The 16,243-nt window shown below is 55.4% G+C and carries 16 protein-coding genes and 1 pseudogene; 10 read left to right on the top strand and 7 right to left on the bottom strand.

Going from position 1 to position 16,243, the window contains the following annotated elements:
- The first annotated feature begins 61 nt into the window (after nt 1-61).
- The 9 genes from L1D47_RS12900 (at nt 62) to L1D47_RS12860 (ending at nt 8,384) form a co-directional block, all read left to right on the top strand.
- Nucleotides 62-2,221 carry a TonB-dependent receptor gene (locus L1D47_RS12900; RefSeq protein ID WP_239885364.1) on the top strand — a complete coding sequence of 720 codons (2,160 nt, stop codon included), beginning with the start codon at nt 62-64 and terminating at the stop codon, nt 2,219-2,221.
- A gap of 9 nt (nt 2,222-2,230) precedes the next feature.
- Nucleotides 2,231-3,607 (top strand): ATP-binding cassette domain-containing protein, encoded by a 1,377-nt coding sequence (locus L1D47_RS12895; protein WP_239885361.1) that lies wholly within the window; start codon nt 2,231-2,233, stop codon nt 3,605-3,607.
- Nucleotides 3,597-4,268, top strand: a complete 672-nt coding sequence (locus L1D47_RS12890) for an energy-coupling factor transporter transmembrane component T (protein WP_239885358.1) — start codon at nt 3,597-3,599, stop codon at nt 4,266-4,268. Before L1D47_RS12895 ends, L1D47_RS12890 begins: the two co-directional genes overlap by 11 nt.
- A 14-nt stretch (nt 4,269-4,282) precedes the next feature.
- The gene (locus tag L1D47_RS12885) at nt 4,283-4,822 is read left to right on the top strand and encodes a core component of ECF transporter (protein WP_239885394.1); all 540 of its coding nucleotides are present in this window, start codon (nt 4,283-4,285) and stop codon (nt 4,820-4,822) included.
- 20 nt (nt 4,823-4,842) lie between these two features.
- Entirely contained in the window at nt 4,843-5,580 is a 738-nt protein-coding gene (locus L1D47_RS12880) for a DNA-binding protein (protein ID WP_239885392.1), read from the top strand.
- Between the two features lie 62 nt (nt 5,581-5,642).
- The gene (locus L1D47_RS12875; protein ID WP_041508779.1) at nt 5,643-5,849 is read left to right on the top strand and encodes a hypothetical protein; all 207 of its coding nucleotides are present in this window, start codon (nt 5,643-5,645) and stop codon (nt 5,847-5,849) included.
- A 241-nt stretch (nt 5,850-6,090) separates the two neighbouring features.
- Entirely contained in the window at nt 6,091-7,263 is a 1,173-nt protein-coding gene (locus L1D47_RS12870) for an HD-GYP domain-containing protein (RefSeq protein WP_239885356.1), read from the top strand.
- A gap of 128 nt (nt 7,264-7,391) precedes the next feature.
- The gene (locus L1D47_RS12865) at nt 7,392-8,069 is read left to right on the top strand and encodes a DJ-1/PfpI family protein (protein ID WP_239885354.1); all 678 of its coding nucleotides are present in this window, start codon (nt 7,392-7,394) and stop codon (nt 8,067-8,069) included.
- 129 nt (nt 8,070-8,198) lie between these two features.
- The gene (locus tag L1D47_RS12860; RefSeq protein ID WP_152619081.1) at nt 8,199-8,384 is read left to right on the top strand and encodes a hypothetical protein; all 186 of its coding nucleotides are present in this window, start codon (nt 8,199-8,201) and stop codon (nt 8,382-8,384) included.
- Here L1D47_RS12860 and L1D47_RS12855 read toward each other — a convergent pair.
- From L1D47_RS12855 to rimK, 5 genes are all read right to left on the bottom strand, one after another.
- Nucleotides 8,325-9,272 carry a putative sulfate exporter family transporter gene (locus tag L1D47_RS12855; RefSeq protein WP_239885352.1) on the bottom strand — a complete coding sequence of 316 codons (948 nt, stop codon included), beginning with the start codon at nt 9,270-9,272 and terminating at the stop codon, nt 8,325-8,327. The two genes, L1D47_RS12860 and L1D47_RS12855, sit on opposite strands and share 60 nt — an antisense overlap.
- Nucleotides 9,273-9,430: 158 nt before the next feature.
- Entirely contained in the window at nt 9,431-10,801 is a 1,371-nt protein-coding gene (locus L1D47_RS12850; protein ID WP_239885350.1) for a magnesium transporter, read from the bottom strand.
- Between the two features lie 129 nt (nt 10,802-10,930).
- Nucleotides 10,931-11,356, bottom strand: coding sequence for a RimK/LysX family protein (locus tag L1D47_RS12845; protein WP_041508783.1), 426 nt, complete (start codon nt 11,354-11,356; stop codon nt 10,931-10,933).
- A 41-nt stretch (nt 11,357-11,397) separates the two neighbouring features.
- Nucleotides 11,398-12,420 carry a succinylglutamate desuccinylase/aspartoacylase family protein gene (locus L1D47_RS12840; RefSeq protein WP_239885348.1) on the bottom strand — a complete coding sequence of 341 codons (1,023 nt, stop codon included), beginning with the start codon at nt 12,418-12,420 and terminating at the stop codon, nt 11,398-11,400.
- Entirely contained in the window at nt 12,421-13,326 is a 906-nt protein-coding gene (gene rimK / locus L1D47_RS12835) for a 30S ribosomal protein S6--L-glutamate ligase (protein ID WP_239853660.1), read from the bottom strand. It abuts the gene before it with no gap.
- A gap of 763 nt (nt 13,327-14,089) precedes the next feature.
- Between rimK and L1D47_RS12830 the strand changes: the two genes are divergently transcribed.
- On the top strand, nt 14,090-14,623 hold the full coding sequence (locus tag L1D47_RS12830; protein ID WP_239885346.1) for a hypothetical protein: 534 nt from the start codon (nt 14,090-14,092) through the stop codon (nt 14,621-14,623).
- Between the two features lie 32 nt (nt 14,624-14,655).
- On the opposite strand, the pseudogene L1D47_RS12825 reads toward L1D47_RS12830, so the two are convergent.
- Nucleotides 14,656-14,847, bottom strand: a pseudogene (locus tag L1D47_RS12825) (IS3 family transposase); the annotation flags it as partial.
- Between the two features lie 58 nt (nt 14,848-14,905).
- A complete protein-coding gene (locus L1D47_RS12820) occupies nt 14,906-15,946 on the bottom strand; it encodes an IS481 family transposase (RefSeq protein WP_239885344.1) in 1,041 nt (346 codons plus the stop codon).
- Nucleotides 15,947-16,243: the final 297 nt, after the last annotated feature.

Raw genomic sequence — 16,243 nt, 5'->3', positions numbered from 1 at the left:
GTTGCTACAGGTGTAAGCCGGAAGAATGACGGCCATAGGGAAATGACACAGCGAAGTAAGCATGAAAAACAAACCAGTTAGTCTCAAATTATCTCTCGTGGCGGCCGCCGTTGCCACCAGCCCTCTGGTCATGGCCGAGGAAGTAAAACACGAACCCATCTTAGATGTAGCTGAGGTCATAGTGATCACAGGCGAGAAGCCGACGCCGCTACAGCAGACAACCAGCAGCTGGACCATAGGTGCCGATGAGATTCAGGCCATGGGGGCCCAGAGCCTGGATCAGATATTAAAGAATGCCCCCGGCGTCTATGTGCGCACCGGCGGTCAGGGGACACCTCGTGTCGACGTGCGTGGCTTCAAGGCTCGCCATGTCATCTATCTGATCAACGGTGTACCGGCCAATGGCGCCGAAGATGGTCAGTTCGACCCTAGCGTGGTACCCGCAAGTCAGATCGAGTCGGTCACAGTTTCCATGGGGCCAACCTCTGTGCTCTACGGCCCAGGCGGCGCGGGCGGCGTGATCAACATTCGCACTAAGCAGGGCGCCGACGTGCCTGGTTTCTCCGGCCATCTCGAGGGCAGCGAAAACGATACCTTCAACGGCGACGTGACTGTTGCTGGCTCTGGCGAGCGTTGGCAGGGGCTGGTTTCGCTCTCTCGTCAGCAGACAGATGGCTGGCCCGTGTCTGGCGATCAGCCCGATACCGAGCTGCAGCAGGGCGATACCCGCTTCAACAGCGACAAGACCATCGATAACCTGTTTGCCCAGGGCAGCTACTGGCTGTCGGATAATACGCAGTTGATGGCAAACCTTAGCCTGCGCAGCGGCGATTGGGGCAAACCTACCGTCGACGGTACCACCAACGGCAAGACGAGATTTGAACGCATCGATGACTACGACGCCCACACGGTGCAGCTGGGCTTGGCCCATAGATTTAACGAGCTGCTGACCCTGAGGGGCTTCATCTATCAGAATCAGTCGGACGTGCTGGAAAACCGTTATCTGGATGACAGCTTTGTCGGTCTGCAGCAAAGCCTGGATGGCCGCTCTGTGGTGAGCGGCGGTAATGTGCAGCTAATCGCCGACTTCGATGAGGGCCACCTGTTGACCGGCGCCCTCATCGCCGAGCATCAGAGCTGGGAGTCAGAGAGCAAGAAGATAGAGACTAGCGATGCTGGTAGCGGATCAGGCAGCGGGTCTGGTTCAGGATCTGGATCAGGTAGTGGTTCAGGAACCGGCGGCGGTTCGGGCTCTGGGACTGGCGGTGGTAGTGGTTCGGGTGGTGGATCGGGCTCTGGTACCGATAGCGGCTCAGGCTCAGGTTCTGGTAGCGGCGGCGGAAACGGTTCGGGTGGCGGTAATGGCTCAGGCGGCGCCGAGTCATTCGACGATTCATCCTGGCTCTATACCCTGGCGGCGGAATATCAGTATCAGCAGGACAGCGTGGGTGCCAGCCTGGGCGGTGCACTGCACGAGCAGCAGCGTGTGCGCGAAGACGAGTCCGACTACTCGGCGCAGGCTTCCGCCTACTGGCAGGCCGCAGAGGCGACTCGCCTCAACCTAGGCGTGGCCCGCAAGGTACGTTTCCCTTCGATGCGTAACCTCTATTCGCTCTCGTCGGGCAATCAGGATCTCGAGTCTGAGACCTCTAAGCACCTGGAGCTGAGTCTGGCGCAGGGGCTGGGCAGCAACACAGATCTGAGCCTGGCGGCCTACTACACGGATGCGGAAAACTATATCGCCAAGGATGTCGATGGCATCTATCAGAACATGGGGCGTTATCAGTTCAAGGGGGTCGACTTCCTGGTGCGCGATCAGAGCATCGACAACCTGTCGCTGAGCTTCGGCTACAGCTTCCTCGACAGCGAAGACAAGGATGCCGCGCCAGGGCTGGATACCTTAGAGTACCGTCCTCGCCATCAATTCAGGCTACAGGCGGACTATGAGTTTAGCTTTGCCACCCGCATCAACCTGAATGTCGAGCATATCATGGGGCAGGTGTATCACACCGAGGAGAAGGTTGCCGGCCAGAAGCAGCTGGTGGAGAAGTCGCTGGATGATTACACACTGGTGGATCTCAAGTTGAGCCATCCTATCGCCGGTGACGCGCTATCTGTCTACCTCAGGGCCGCTAACCTGCTCGATGAGCGTTACTATCAGAGCGAAGGCTTGCCTCAGGCGGGCCGTCAGGTGTTCCTGGGCGTGAACTGGCAGCTATAGGCATAAACCATGGCCCTGGTGCGACTCAGTCAGATCCATTTTAACTTCCAGACAGCGGCGCAGCCGCTGTTTGAGGATCTCAATCTGACCATAGCTCCCGGCGAGTGTCATCTTATTCATGGCTATACCGGCTGTGGTAAGTCGACCCTGCTCAAGCTCTTGCTGGGGATCCTGGAACGCCCCTGGGAGGGGGAGCGGGAGATTGCCAAGGGGGCCACCCTGGGCGTGGTGATGCAGGACCCCAATGTGCAGCTGCTGCGCCAGACCCTGGGGGCCGAGGTGGCCTTTGCCCTCGAAAACTTAGGGGTCGCCAGCCATGAGATGTTGCTGCAGGTGCGTTCGGCGCTGCGGCGGGTCGGCCTCTACATCAGCCTGGACACGCCGATCACCAGTCTCTCGCTGGGTCAGCGCTATCGTCTGATGATCGCCGCCCAGCTGGTGCTCGAGCCGGATCTACTCTTGCTGGATGAACCTTGGGCCCAGCTGGACGATCAGGGTGTGCAGGAGCTGGCGGCCGTACTAACCCAGCTCAGGCAGCAGGGGGTTGCCCTGTTGATCGTCGAGCACCATCAGGGCGTCTTCAAGGAGCTGGTGACCCACAGATGGCAGTTAAGCCAGGGTCAGCTGCAGGCGTTATCGGCGCAAGAGATGGATACGAGCCCCGAGCAGGTGTGTTGGCGCGAGTCGCCCTGCTGGCCTCAGGGAAGCGCCGTCATCGACAGCCATGGTTTTACCCTGGCATTTCGTGAGCGTCAGAAGCTGTTCGATGCCGAGTCTCTGCTGCTCTTTCCCGGTGAGATTGCGGCGCTGGTGGGCGACAATGGCTGCGGTAAGAGCACACTGCTTAAGAGTCTGGCCGGTATCCAGGCGGGCATAGCTCCCTTAGGTATCAAGGTGTTTGGTCGGCGTCCCAAGTTGGGACGCTTCGGCGCCGAGCTGGCCTTGCTGCACCAGAGGCCGAGTCGGCAACTATTTGAAAATACCGTGATTGAGGAGATGCAGTTTAGCCTCAAGCGTTACGGCCTGCCGCTGGATAGGGCCATCGCCCTGCTGGGGCAACTCGGGCTGACCACCTTGGCACGACACTCGCCCCATACGCTCTCTTACGGCCAGCAGCATCTGATCGCCTTGGCATCTCTTGCCTGTCTCAGGCCCAAGCTGCTGCTGTTAGACGACCCCTTTGCCGGGCTCGATGCCCACTTTACCGACAAGATAGTGGCGCTGCTTCTCGAGCTGAGCCGGCAGGGCACCGCCCTGGTGATCGCCAGTCACAGGCCGATTGCAGCGCTGCCGGTGGATCGTCTCTGGCGGGTGGTAGATGCCCGTCTCGAGTGCCACTCCGCCTCACCGGTCGCCGATAGTCAGGCGTACTCTCGTGTGGGCTAGACGCGGCGTGCGTGCGCCCCTGGGGCGCCGTACTAAACGCCACTTCGCCATTAACGACACCCGCTGGTGTGCATTGTCTATCCTGCTCGCCCTGGGGTTGGCCAGTGGCGCCTTCCTCCTGCCGCTGTCCTGGCTGCATTATCTGGGGCTGATCAATCTGCTCTTGCTGGTGCAGGGCCGATATCTGGGCGGGCGGCTCAAGGGGCTACTGGTGATCTTCGTCAGCCAGTTGGCGATCACCAGCCTGTTGTATCTCCTGCTTCATGGGGTCGAGCGCCTGCCCGAAGGGCTCATCGCCGTCTGCCGTATCTTGATGGCCATGATCCCCGGCTGGTGGCTGTCGATCACTTGCTCGCCCCAGCGGATGGGAGAGGTGCTCAGCTATTGCCTGCCCCATAAGTGGGCCTTCGTGCTGGCCGCCTGTTTCGGCATTCTGCCCTATCTTGGGCAAGAGACGCGGGAGATCTATCAGATGCAGGTGATGCGCGGCGCCAATATTCGGCTTAAGTCCCTGTGGCGCCCTCAGCATTGGCGTGAGCTGATCTATTGCGTGCTCTACCCCCTGCTGATCCAGCTGTTAAAGCTATCCAAGCAGATGGCCACCGCGGCCAGACTGCGCCAGTTTGGTCGTCATCCCAAGCCGACCCACTGGCCCTATTAGTGAGAAATATCATGATGAATAATAAAGGATTCAACCTACACGACGCCCTGTTTATCGGCTTCTGTGCCACCCTCTTGGTGGCATTGAAGGGGATGCTGAGGCTAAAGCTGGGGCTGTCGGGACACTCTATGTTTCTGATGAGCTTCTTCTACCTGATCTGCTACGGCACTGTGGGTAAACGCGGTGCCATCAGCCTGTGTGGCCTGCTGGCGGGCATGATGGCCATGATCCTGGGCGTCGGCAAAGGTGGCCCCTTGCTGCTGATCAAGTTTGGCTTGCCGGTGATCGCCATGGATCTCTGTCTCCTGTTGCTGCCTAGCGTGCTGGTACTCAAGTGGCGCTGCATCATACTGGCGCTGGTGGCTACCCTGGCCTGGGCCAGTAAGGGGCTGATCGAGGGGCTGCTGGTGGGGCTGAGTCCACAAGTCGTGGCGCTGCAATTTGGTAAGAGTCTGGTGTTTGGCAGCTTCTTCGCCCTGCTGGCGGCCTTGCTCGTCCCGCCCGTGTTGGAGCGGCTGCGCAGCCACGATTTGATAGATAGAGAGGAGATTTAAGCATGGTGAGAGCATCTGGGTTGAGATCTTGGTTGGTGTGTATCGACGATACCGACGATATCGGCACCAAGGGGACCGGGGAGATCGCTGAGGAGATTGCGCATCTGCTGAGCGATAATCACCTGAGTCGCTGCGCCTTCGTCACCCGGCATCAGCTATACGTGCATCCGGATATCCCCTATACCTCACACAACAGCGCCATGTGTTTTCAGGTGCGTACCACTAAGTCACAAGAGGAAATTTTGGATATTGCCGTGGCGCATCTGTGCAGTCAGAGCGCTGCCGCGGCCGATCCTGGCATCGCCCTGTTGGATCTGCACAGCCCGTTTGAACAAGCTCCCCTCATCGCCTTCGGCGAGCAGGCCAAGGAGGAGGTGAAAACCAAGGCGCAAGCCTACGCCCTGGCCGAGGAGCTGGGCATACATCTGAGCGAACATGGCGGCACGGGGCAGGGGGTGATTGGCGCCTTAGCCGGCCTGGGGCTGAGGTTGCAGGGCAACGATGGTCGCATCAAGGGCCAGTTTAAACTGCCTGGGTTAGAGGCGGGCGAGGTGTCGCTCTCCGTGGGCGAGGTGATCGAGCTGACCGGCGTCGACCGTGTGCTCAGCGATAGCGGCGAGCAGCTCTGCTTCAAGACCCCTCTCTATCTGTCGGGCAAGGTGAAGGCCGTCTACCGGGATCATCAGGTCTCCCTGCTGGTGTATCAGGAGCAGGGCCGCTGGCGTAACGCCCTCAAGCAGCAGCTCAAACACTATTAGCGGGACAAAACTAGTGGGCCAGCTCTTTAATTGGCCTATGAGTAAAATCAGCGAGGAACACCATGCAGCAAGCATTTGAGCAAACCGACGGGCGCTGGCAACTGACCCTAGATGGGGAGGAGTATGGCGCTTCGCGGCAACTGGCGGCCCAGTGCGGCGGCTTCATTGCCGATGATGAGGATGAACAGGTCGACGATATCGAGCGCTCGTGCGTCAATTGTGCCCGGCGTCGATGGCTGATCGATGCCATCGAATGTACCTTCTTGTAGCAGTATATTAGTCTTTGCTTTACAAGAGCTTGTCTCACTTTTCGGCGTCAAACATCGGGGGTAGAAGGGCATAGAAGCTGAAACTATCCTCGTTGGCCGCTGGTGATTTTTCGCGCCCAGGCATACTATAACTCTCTCCTATCACAGTGTTTTCACAGGCAATCGCACCGAACCTAAGGGATATAGACTAGGCTAAGAAGGAGTGGATGCGAAAACCGGGTGATTTTTTGGGATAAGCGGTATGACCGAAAGCGTGAACGAAAAAGCGGATGTCATGAAGGTGCCGGTGCCAAACCTGGCGCTGGGCATGTATGTTGCGGCTATCGATCATCAGGGAAGAGTCAATATCACCAATCCGGGACAGATTAAAGATCGACAAGCCATAGAAAAACTGGTGCGCAACGGTATTCAGTATGTCTGGATCGACCTGGAAAAGTCGGCACCAGGCTGCGGACTCAAGCCTAGGCGGCAGCCAGAAAAAACAATGCGCCTGACCAGGGAGCAGTCTCAGGACAAGGCCAAGCGCCTGATGAGTGAGGCGAAAGATCTGGTAAAGAAGGTCTTGTCTGAGACCTTCGAGGGCAAGGCGGTCGAGGTGGCGCCTTTCGAGGCGCTGGCGGACAAGATGCTCGAGTCTGTCATGCACGATGCCGACGCGTTAAAGTGTATCTCGGCGTTGCGTTCTAAAGACGCCTACCTGCTGGAGCACTCCATCAATGTCGCCTTCCTCCTGGTGACCTTCGGTCGTTACCTCAAGCTAAAGCGTAGTGAGCTCAAACAGTTGGCGGTTGGCGGTATCTTGCATGATATTGGCAAGGTGCGGGTCAATAACCGTATTCTGCACAAGCCCGGTCGCCTGACGCCGGAAGAGTTCGAGCATATGAAGCTGCATCAGGTGTATGCGCAGGAGATCTTGGCCGAGACCACTGGCCTGTCGCAGATCAGCCGTGATGTCTGCCTTATGCACCACGAGAAGCTAGACGGCAAGGGCTATCCCAATGGCCTCGAGGGGGAGGAGATCTCCCTACACGGATGCATGAGCTGTATCGTGGATATCTTCGATGCCCTGACGGCGACTCGTTGTTACAAGGAGGCGATGAGCCCGGCCGCGGCGTTTAAGATCTTACTCAGCCTGACCCCCTTCCATCTGGATGAGAAGCTGGTGTATGAGTTTATCCGCTGTGTCGGTGTCTATCCGGTGGGTTCTCTGGTGCAGCTCTCCGACGGCCGCGTCGGTATCGTCTGGGAGGCCAAAGACAGAGATGCCTTGCATCCAGTGCTCAAGACCTTCTATTCGCTGAAACATAAACACTATACCGAGGTCACCATGGTGGATCTGCTTAAGTCCGATCTGCATATCGAGCGCGGTGTCTCGCCAAGCAGCCTAGGTGTCGATCCGACTCCCTTCTACTGAAGCAGCCTTGGTCAGATATCATAGTTTCAGGGGATTTGCGTGCTGGTTAGCAGAAGTCTCAGACCGAGCTGAAGGGGTCGGCCCTGGCGGTTACACTGGCGGCCTATTGAAACTGGCTTAGGTTATCGATGAACAGAAGAGAATTTATGTTGGCCGGCGGCGCACTTCTCGCCGCGGGCCTTTCCCCCACGTTATTTGCCGATACTCACGTGCCACTCAAGGTGTTGGCTCTGGTGTTTGACGACTATGAAACCTTAGATCTTCATGGTCCCATCGAGATGCTGGGGCATCTGCCTAGCGTCGAGATCACCCTGATCGGCCCAAAGACTATCGTGCGCAGTTACCAGGGGCCGAGAGTGGTCGCCGACAGGCTGCTCGATGATGTGGTCGAGTGCGATCTCCTATTGATCCCCGGCGGCATGGGGACGCGCAAGTTGGTGGACGATACCCGTCTGTTAACCTGGCTGACACGTCAGGTGCAGGTGTCTAAGAAGGTGTTCTCCGTGTGTACCGGTGCGGCCCTGCTGGCTAAGGCGGATCTGCTTAATGGCGTGAGCGCCACCACCAACAAGATGGCCTATGCCTGGGTGACGGGATTAAACGATAAGGTGATCTGGCAGCCTAGCGCCCGCTGGGTGGACGATGGCCGTTTCTTGACCTCGTCAGGCGTGTCGGCCGGCACAGACGCGGCGCTCTTCTATATCGCGCAGCAGTTTGGAGAGGCCCAGGCGAGGAAGATAGAGGTGCTTACCGAATATCAGTGGAACAGTGATGCCGACAAGGATCCCTACGCCGTCATAAGTTAGTCGATTTAGTCCTTAGCCGATTCAGCTATTTGTTAGTAAAAACGGATATTTGCTGAGATTTCGGCGGCAATAAATAATAGCCACTTAATCATTTCGCCAGACTCTTTCGTTAAATTAAAGGAGGCAAAGATGAAAAAGTGGCTAGTGCTTTTGTGTTGCGCCTTCCTGTTGGCATCCTGGCTCACCACAGGGCTCGCTCGCTCCCTGGTGGAGCTGGCAGCCTTTATCGCCATAGTGAGCCTGGTGTGGCGTTCCTCAGCTAAAGTTGACGATATAGAGCAAAGATCCCGCGCCGATAATCAGCCAGAGCAGTAATCCCAGGGCCATTGGCCGCATTCCTGCCTGGCGCATCTTGCCTATGGTGATCCCCGCGCCAATCATAAACAGGCAGAGCACCAACACACGTTTCGATAGGGCAAAGATGCCGTCATACAGCACCTGTCCCTGAGGCACAAAGTGCGCCAGCAGTATCGCCAGACAGTAGAAGAGAATAAAGAAAGGCACGGCGACCTTGCGTCGATTGCCCCCGAAGGCCATGGCGCTGACCAGTGCCACAGGCACTATCCACAGGGCCCTGGCCAGTTTGAGTGTGGTGGCGGTGCGCAGCGCCTCGTCACCATAGGCCGAGGCGGCGCCGACCACCGAGGAGGTGTCGTGAATGGCGATGGCACTCCACACGCCGAAGTGGTACTGGCTCAGCTGCAGCAGATGCCCCAGGGCGGGAAACAGAAACAGCGCGATGGAGTTGAGCACGAACACGGTCGCCAGGGCGATCGCCGTGTCATGGCTGTCGGCCTTGATGGCCGGGGCGACGGCGGCGATGGCGCTACCCCCACAGATGGCCGTGCCCGAGGCGATCATATGGCTCAGCTTGGCATCGACTCTCAGCAGCCTGCCCAGCAAAGTGCCCAGTAGCAGGGTGAAGATGATGGAGCCTAAGATCAGCCCGATATTTTGGCTACTGGCACTGATGGCCGCATCGAGCTGAATGCCGAAACCGAGGCCGATAATGGCGTAGGCTAGCAGCTTCTTGGTCAGGGCGCCGATATCCAGCTGGTGGGGCACCAGCCCCAGGCTGGCCAAGGTGAAGCCTATCACCAGGGCGATGGGCGAGGAGATCACCGGCGTCAGACAGAGGGCGCCGGCGAGAAAGAAGATCGCCTGAGCGGGGGGAAATGGCCACTTTTGAAACAATGCTTTCATCGAGTCTATATCTTGTTTAACCGGGTTGGCAGAATAAGGCCTGCCAACCTTCTATCGAATTCGGGCTGTTTTACCACAGATTCGGTATTTTTAATCTTACCTGTGTCAGGTTTCGCCCTGCTCGGCTAGGTTTTCAAGCCCTGTTAAGCTCAGTCAGGCTAACTCAGCAGGAGCAGGCTACCCAGTCCGAGGAAGATGAAGAAGCCTACCACATCTGTGACTGTGGTGAGGATCACCGAGCCCGCTACCGCAGGGTCGATTCGCATCTGCTTGAGCAAGAAAGGGATCACAGTACCCGACGAGGCCGCCGCCAGGCTGTTGAACACTATCGCCACGAAGATGATGCCCCCAAGTGCCAGGGAGGAGAACCACCAACTCACCACCACGCCGATCAGTGCGCCCAGCAGCACGCCGTTGAAGGCGGCAATCTTGAGCTCCTTGTCCAGCAGCATGGTTAGGTTGCTGCGTTTCAGGTGGTTAAGGGCAATACCGCGCAGCGCCACCGCCAGGGTCTGACTACCCGCGATGCCGCCCATGCTGGCCACCACTGGCATCAGGATCGCCAGCGCCACCACCTGCTGCAAGGCGTCGCCAAACAGGCCGATCACCCAGGAGGCGAGGAAGGCGGTTAGCAGGTTAGTGGTGAGCCAGATGGCGCGCATGCGCGCCGCCACACCGACCGGGGTAAAGAGGTCTTCCTCATCCTGAGGCGTCTCGGATACCAGCACCTCCAGGCTTCGCTCCTTGAGGCGGTGCATCAGGGTCGATAGGGCGACGGCGCCGATGATCTTGCCCTCTTTCTCAACCGGCACCCAGGCGAACCCCGCCACAGGATTGAACTGCTGCGCCACCTTGGTGATATCCTGCTCGTCGCCTATGACCTCGAGCTCGGTGAGGCATTCGGCCAAGGGAGTGGCGGGATCGGTACGATAGAGTTGCTCCAGTGTGCAGCCACCATGAAACTGCCCCTCGGCATCCACACCATAGACGGCCACATATTCCCGCTGTTTCTGCTTGTTTATTCTCTCTAACACCCGGCCAACCGTGGCCGTGGGGCGCGAGCGCAAGATATCGTTGTTGAGATAACGGCCGACCGCTTCGTCCTGATAGCTCAGCGCCTGCTGCATCTGCTCTGTGGTGAGGGCTTCTTGCTGATCCAGGTAGTCTTCGACGATATCGCCGGGCAGGATCTCGGCGAAGGTGAGGATATCTATCTCTGAGATACGCCGTGCCAGCCCCTGAAGCTGCTCTGGGCTCAGCAGATCTAAGACGTGACGGGCGGTCTCATAGTGCAGCAGGTGCAATACCGCCCAGCCTCTGTCTATGGGGATCTTACGGCAGATAGGCGAACGATATTGATCGCTAACCGATTCCAGCAGGTCGGCCAGATCGGCATCTGAATAGTCGCTGATAAAGCCCAGCGAGGGCAGTTCTTCGGCCTCGGGATGACTGACAATGTCGATGACGCGGGCGAGTAGGTCGTCTCTGGCCGCTTGATCTGTTGGTGGTATGGGGTCTGGCATTGTCATAGGGGATGTCCTTGGTTGAGCTTGGGGGACAGTGTAAGGGAAAGCCCTTAACTAAACCATTGAAAGCCTGCATTTTACATTGCCACAGGCGGAGCCAGTGCCTGCCTTAACAGGCACTGCAACAGATGGTTAGCCGTTGATGAGAAAACTCTCCGACGGGTCCACCAGAACGCGATCGCCCATCGCCTCTCTGCCCAGCAGCATCAGGTAGGTCATGTCCTGGCGATTACTCAGGGTCAGCTCTATGGGCCACTCATGCTCTCCCAGCTTGAGTGTGGTCTCAATCACGCAGCGCTGCTCCACCTCGCCGTTGGATGACTTGATGCGGCGGGAGTCATGCACAGGAGCCTTACAGTGGACGATTTGCTCTAGGTCGTACACATCCGGATGCAGGTCGAAGGCGACATAGGGGCGTCCCCCCACCTTGATCCGCTTGAGGTTATCCACATGCAGGGCCGAGGTCTTGGCGCCCGTGTCGATGCGCACATGCAGATCCTTGATGCCCAGATCCGGCAGATCGCATGCCTCTAAGTTGCCTATGATGATCTTGTTCATCGCTCTTTGTCCCTCAATCTTGCTTAATGCCTCTTCATGCCTTAGATGGTCTGAGTGGTCAGCGGCATTATCTGATCGTTCATTATCTCAATATGTTCGGCCACCTCGTCGGCGGCGCTGCCAAAGTAGGCCACGTGGAACATGGCATCACCCTCCAGTACCAGGGGGATGTTCTGTTTGCCGATGACGATGCCCGCGCGGTTGGATACCACGCTCTGGATCAGCTCGCCTAGTGGGCTGTTGATCTCTGCCAGCACCTCGCCCTTCTCCACATAGCAGCCTAGCTTAACAAATTCGCACACGAAGCCGCTGGCCGAGGCGCGAGTCCAGTCGCTGCGGTTGGCAATAAAGGGCGCTATCTTCTTGCGCTGTCTGCGCTTGCGGATCAGTCCCAGCGCCGACAGCACGTTGAGAATCCCCCGCTCACCGGTCTGAATCGACAGCTCGTCGAATCTGAGTGCCTGGCCTGCCTCATACAGTAGCACCCGGGTGCCCTTGTTAACCGCCGACTCCCGCAACGAGCCATCACGCACGTTGGCGTTGAGCAGCACTGGCACACCGAAGGCCTGGGCCAGGGCCAGGGTCTGCTCGTCATCCAGGTTGGCGCGGATCTGCGGCAGGTTAGATCTGTGGATCGCCCCGGTGTGCAGGTCGATACCATAGTCGCAGTGCTGCACTATGCTGTCTAAGAAGGTATGCGCCACCCGTCCCGCCAGTGAGCCCTTGGGCGAACCGGGGAAACAGCGGTTAAGGTCGCGCCTGTCGGGCATATAACGGCTCTGGTTCAGCACCCCATACACATTGACCATAGGCACCAGGATCAGCGTGCCCTTGAGCAGCTTAAGCTTGCTCTGGATCAGGCGACGGATGATCTCTATGCCATTGAGTTCATCGCCATGCACCGCGGCGCTGACAAACACCTTGGGGCCATCCTTCTTGGCCCGGATCACATGGACAGGAATCGAGACCTGAGTGTCAGTGTAGAGGCTGGCAACGGGCAGCTCGAGCTGGTGCTCGGTGCCGGGTTGAATATCGACCCCTGCTATGGTCAGTGCTGAATTCATTTAGCCTTTTCCACGAGTTCTGTTGGCGTTGGGTTTCGCCTTTTTCTCAATAAATTCATAGATCAGCCCGGCCACATCCTTGCCGGTCGCCTGTTCTATCCCTTCCAGGCCTGGCGAGGAGTTGACCTCCATCACCACAGGGCCGTTATTAGACTGCAAGATATCCACACCACACAGGTTGAGCCCCATCGCCTTGGCAGCGTTGAGGGCCGTTGCCCGCTCATCTTTCGACAGGCGCACCAGCTGGGCCACGCCGCCGCGGTGTAGGTTTGAGCGAAACTCGCCTTCGGCCGCCTGACGCTTCATGGCTGCCACCACTTTGTCGCCGACCACGAAGCAACGGATATCGGCGCCGCCCGCTTCCTTGATAAACTCCTGCACCAGGATGTTGGCCTTGAGGCCCATGAAGGCCTCGATCACGCTCTCGGCCGCCTTATTGGTTTCGGCCAATACTACGCCTATGCCTTGTGTGCCTTCCAGCAGCTTGATCACTAGCGGAGCGCCGCCCACATTCTTGATCAAATCCTGGATCTTGTCGGGCTTGCTGGCAAATCCGGTGCGCGGCAGGCCAATGCCCTTACGCGACAGCAGTTGCAGGGATCTCAGCTTGTCCCGAGAGCGGCTGATGGCCACAGACTCGTTGACGCAGAAGGTACCCATCATCTCGAATTGGCGCACCACGGCCGTGCCGTAGAAGGTGATCGACGAGCCGATACGTGGGATCACCGCATCATATTTAGGCAACACCTTACCCATGTAACGCACGGTCGGGTTGCTGCTGGTGATATCCATGTAGCAGTGCAGCGTGTCTATGATATCCACCTCGTGGCCGCGTGCTTCGCCGGCTTCTTTCAGGCGCATGGTAGAGTATAAGTTCTCGTTACGAGACAAGATTGCAATACGCATGTCTACATTCCTTAGTGGTAAAACAAAAAATTAATGCTTTCAAATTCAAAATGATTGCTGGCCTCATGGCGAACAATCTAGGTCGACGGCGCTAGGTGTCGCGTTGGTAAAAGTTCACCTAAGCGCGGCCTGCCGCCAGCGGAATAACTCAACTGGTTTAACTATAGCCATTATTGAGTAGTACCGCGGCGGAACGGTCTTTTTTCCTTGGATATCATTCGATTGCCAGAGGTCTTCCATCGCCTGTTTAGGGCGCGACCTTATTGATAAACCCCAGCGGAGAAAAGCTAATTTTTTTTGTCGTCACCACAAGGAATTTTGTTGCTGAACCCAAGGCTCGGCAGGAGTGTTATCTATGCTGGATTTGACTCACTTTGCAGAGCCGCGCAAGTCACACTTTTGGCTGATGTTCGGTGATTGCTTGCTAGGAGTAGACTAAGACTGGCGTGACGGAAAAGGCTGATAGGGCTGCTCACAACTCCGTTAATTTGATAATCCGCTTTGCGTATTGCGTCGCATATAAGGACTTGAATTATCGTGTTGCCATATTTAATGGGGAGCATTGCTGGTCTCGCTCTTTCCTTTAAAAAAGCGGGCCTCGTTTTGTTTTGGGTCATTCGCTTTTCCTTGTTATGCAATGCCATTATTGATATAAATTTCAGATGGTTAAAAAGTTTTTTTGCGATGTATATTAGGTGGTGTGATTTACATTGGCGGCATTCTCGCGAATAAGCGTTATGCGGTAATCTAATCGAGATTATGAATGAAAACTAAAAAGTCACCTGTAGGGCAATTTATTGTAGAAGGTATCGGAGATACTGAAGAGGCATACGAATACGTTCAATCGTTAATGCCCCTTATTGGTGAAGTAGTAATTTTCTTCAACGCATTGGAGGCGGACCTAGATCACTATCTGTGTAGTCAAATATCAGATAGATCTGATCAAAAGGGGCTTTTGGTTTTAGGGAATATGATGTTCGCTTCTAAAGTGGAGCTATTCACCAAGTTTTCCACTGAAATCCTACGCGCCAAAGAAATCGAACTTGATTGGTTTCCAAAACTAATTTCAGATTTAAAGGAATGCGGCACACTTAGAAATAAAGTGGTTCATGCCAATTGGATGCAAACAAATGACGAAGGTTATACCCACGTAAAAATCAAATATGGAAAACGTGGCTTAGAACATGAGATGTGCCAATTTGATGAAGGTGCACTGAATATGGTGCTTGAAAAAATTGATGAAGCACGAAACTGGCTTGATTATCTAATTATCTGTACTAGCTCAGACCTGATCTGACAGTTACCCAGTTTTCTGGTGTCTTCGTCAGATTAGACTTGAGCTAAATTCTTTTCAGCCCAAATCTGTTTCCCATCAGTTAATGTTTCCATTGGCGTTCTACCACAGCACATCTTGCCCTGATGAGTTCGTTCATTGTTGTAATAATCCAGCCAGTCGTCCAGATCTTTCTGCAACATTTCCAATGAATAGTAAAGCTTTTTGCGGAACGTGACCTGATAAAACNTGTACTAGCTCAGACCTGATCTGACAGTTACCCAGTTTTCTGGTGTCTTCGTCAGATTAGACTTGAGCTAAATTCTTTTCAGCCCAAATCTGTTTCCCATCAGTTAATGTTTCCATTGGCGTTCTACCACAGCACATCTTGCCCTGATGAGTTCGTTCATTGTTGTAATAATCCAGCCAGTCGTCCAGATCTTTCTGCAACATTTCCAATGAATAGTAAAGCTTTTTGCGGAACGTGACCTGATAAAACTCGTTCAGGATCGTCTTGTGGAACCGTTCACAGATACCATTGGTTTGCGGATGCCTCGCTTTGGTTTTGGTGTGGTCGATATCGTTGATTGCCAGATAAAGCTGGTAATCGTGCTGCTCAACCTTGCCGCAATATTCTGTACCTCGGTCAGTTAAAATCCGCAGCATAGGCAGCTCCTGAGCCTCGAAGAACGGCAATACGCGATCATTGAGTACATCGGCTGAGGTGATGGGCGTTTTCGTGGTGTAGAGCTTAGCAAAGGCAACTTTGCTGTAGGTATCGACGAACGTTTGTTGGTAGATACGGCCAACACCTTTTAAATTGCCGACATAAAAGGTGTCTTGGGAGCCCAGATAGCCAGGGTGATGGGTTTCAATTTCACCGCAGGCTTCATTGTCTTGTTTTTTCTTTTCCAGCGCAACGACTTGCTCTTCGCTAAGAATAATGCCTTCCTTTTGCACCTTGTCTTCCAATGCTGACAGGCGTTTTTTGAAGTTCTCCAGATCATGGCGAAGCCAGATAGAGCGAACGCCACTACCTGATACAAATATACCTTGTTTACGCAGTTCATTGCTGGCTCTCGCTTGACCGTGCGCAGGGAAGTCCACTGCATGTTTGATAACAGCTTGCTCAATTTGTTCATCAACGCGATTCTTGAGATTAGGAGTTCGTCTGGACTGGTTAATTAGTGAATCAATACCACCTTCTTCAACCAGTTCTTGATAGCGATAAAACGTGTCCCGCGATACACCCATAACTTTGCAGGCTTTTGAGACATTACCGAGTTCTTCGGCCAGATTAAGTAAACCAGCTTTGTGTTTGATGATCGGATTGTTAGTATGCAACATGAGAGTTACCTTTTTGGTTTGTTTAATAAAGATTCGACACCTTTATCAAACTGGGTAACTCTCACTTTTTCAAGTAGATGTGTCAGATCTAGTCTGAACTAATACAAATTATCGAGCACATTCACTAAAATTCGCATAATCGGGTAGCCGGAGGTATCTAGCCTCCAGCCCCACACCACCCTGCATGCGGCTCCGCACAGGGCGGTTCATTTAGAACACCTAACTAGCTTTCTGGTTAGGATAATGAATTGCGATCCATCCATCTCTTAGTGAATATAATCCTGCTTTCTTTAGATA

It is taken from the genome of Shewanella sp. Isolate7 (genome assembly GCF_022398425.1).
In the GTDB taxonomy this organism is placed as follows: domain Bacteria; phylum Pseudomonadota; class Gammaproteobacteria; order Enterobacterales; family Shewanellaceae; genus Shewanella.
The sequence above is the reverse complement of the archived record's forward strand: the minus strand, read 5'-3'. Positions and strand labels throughout refer to the sequence as shown.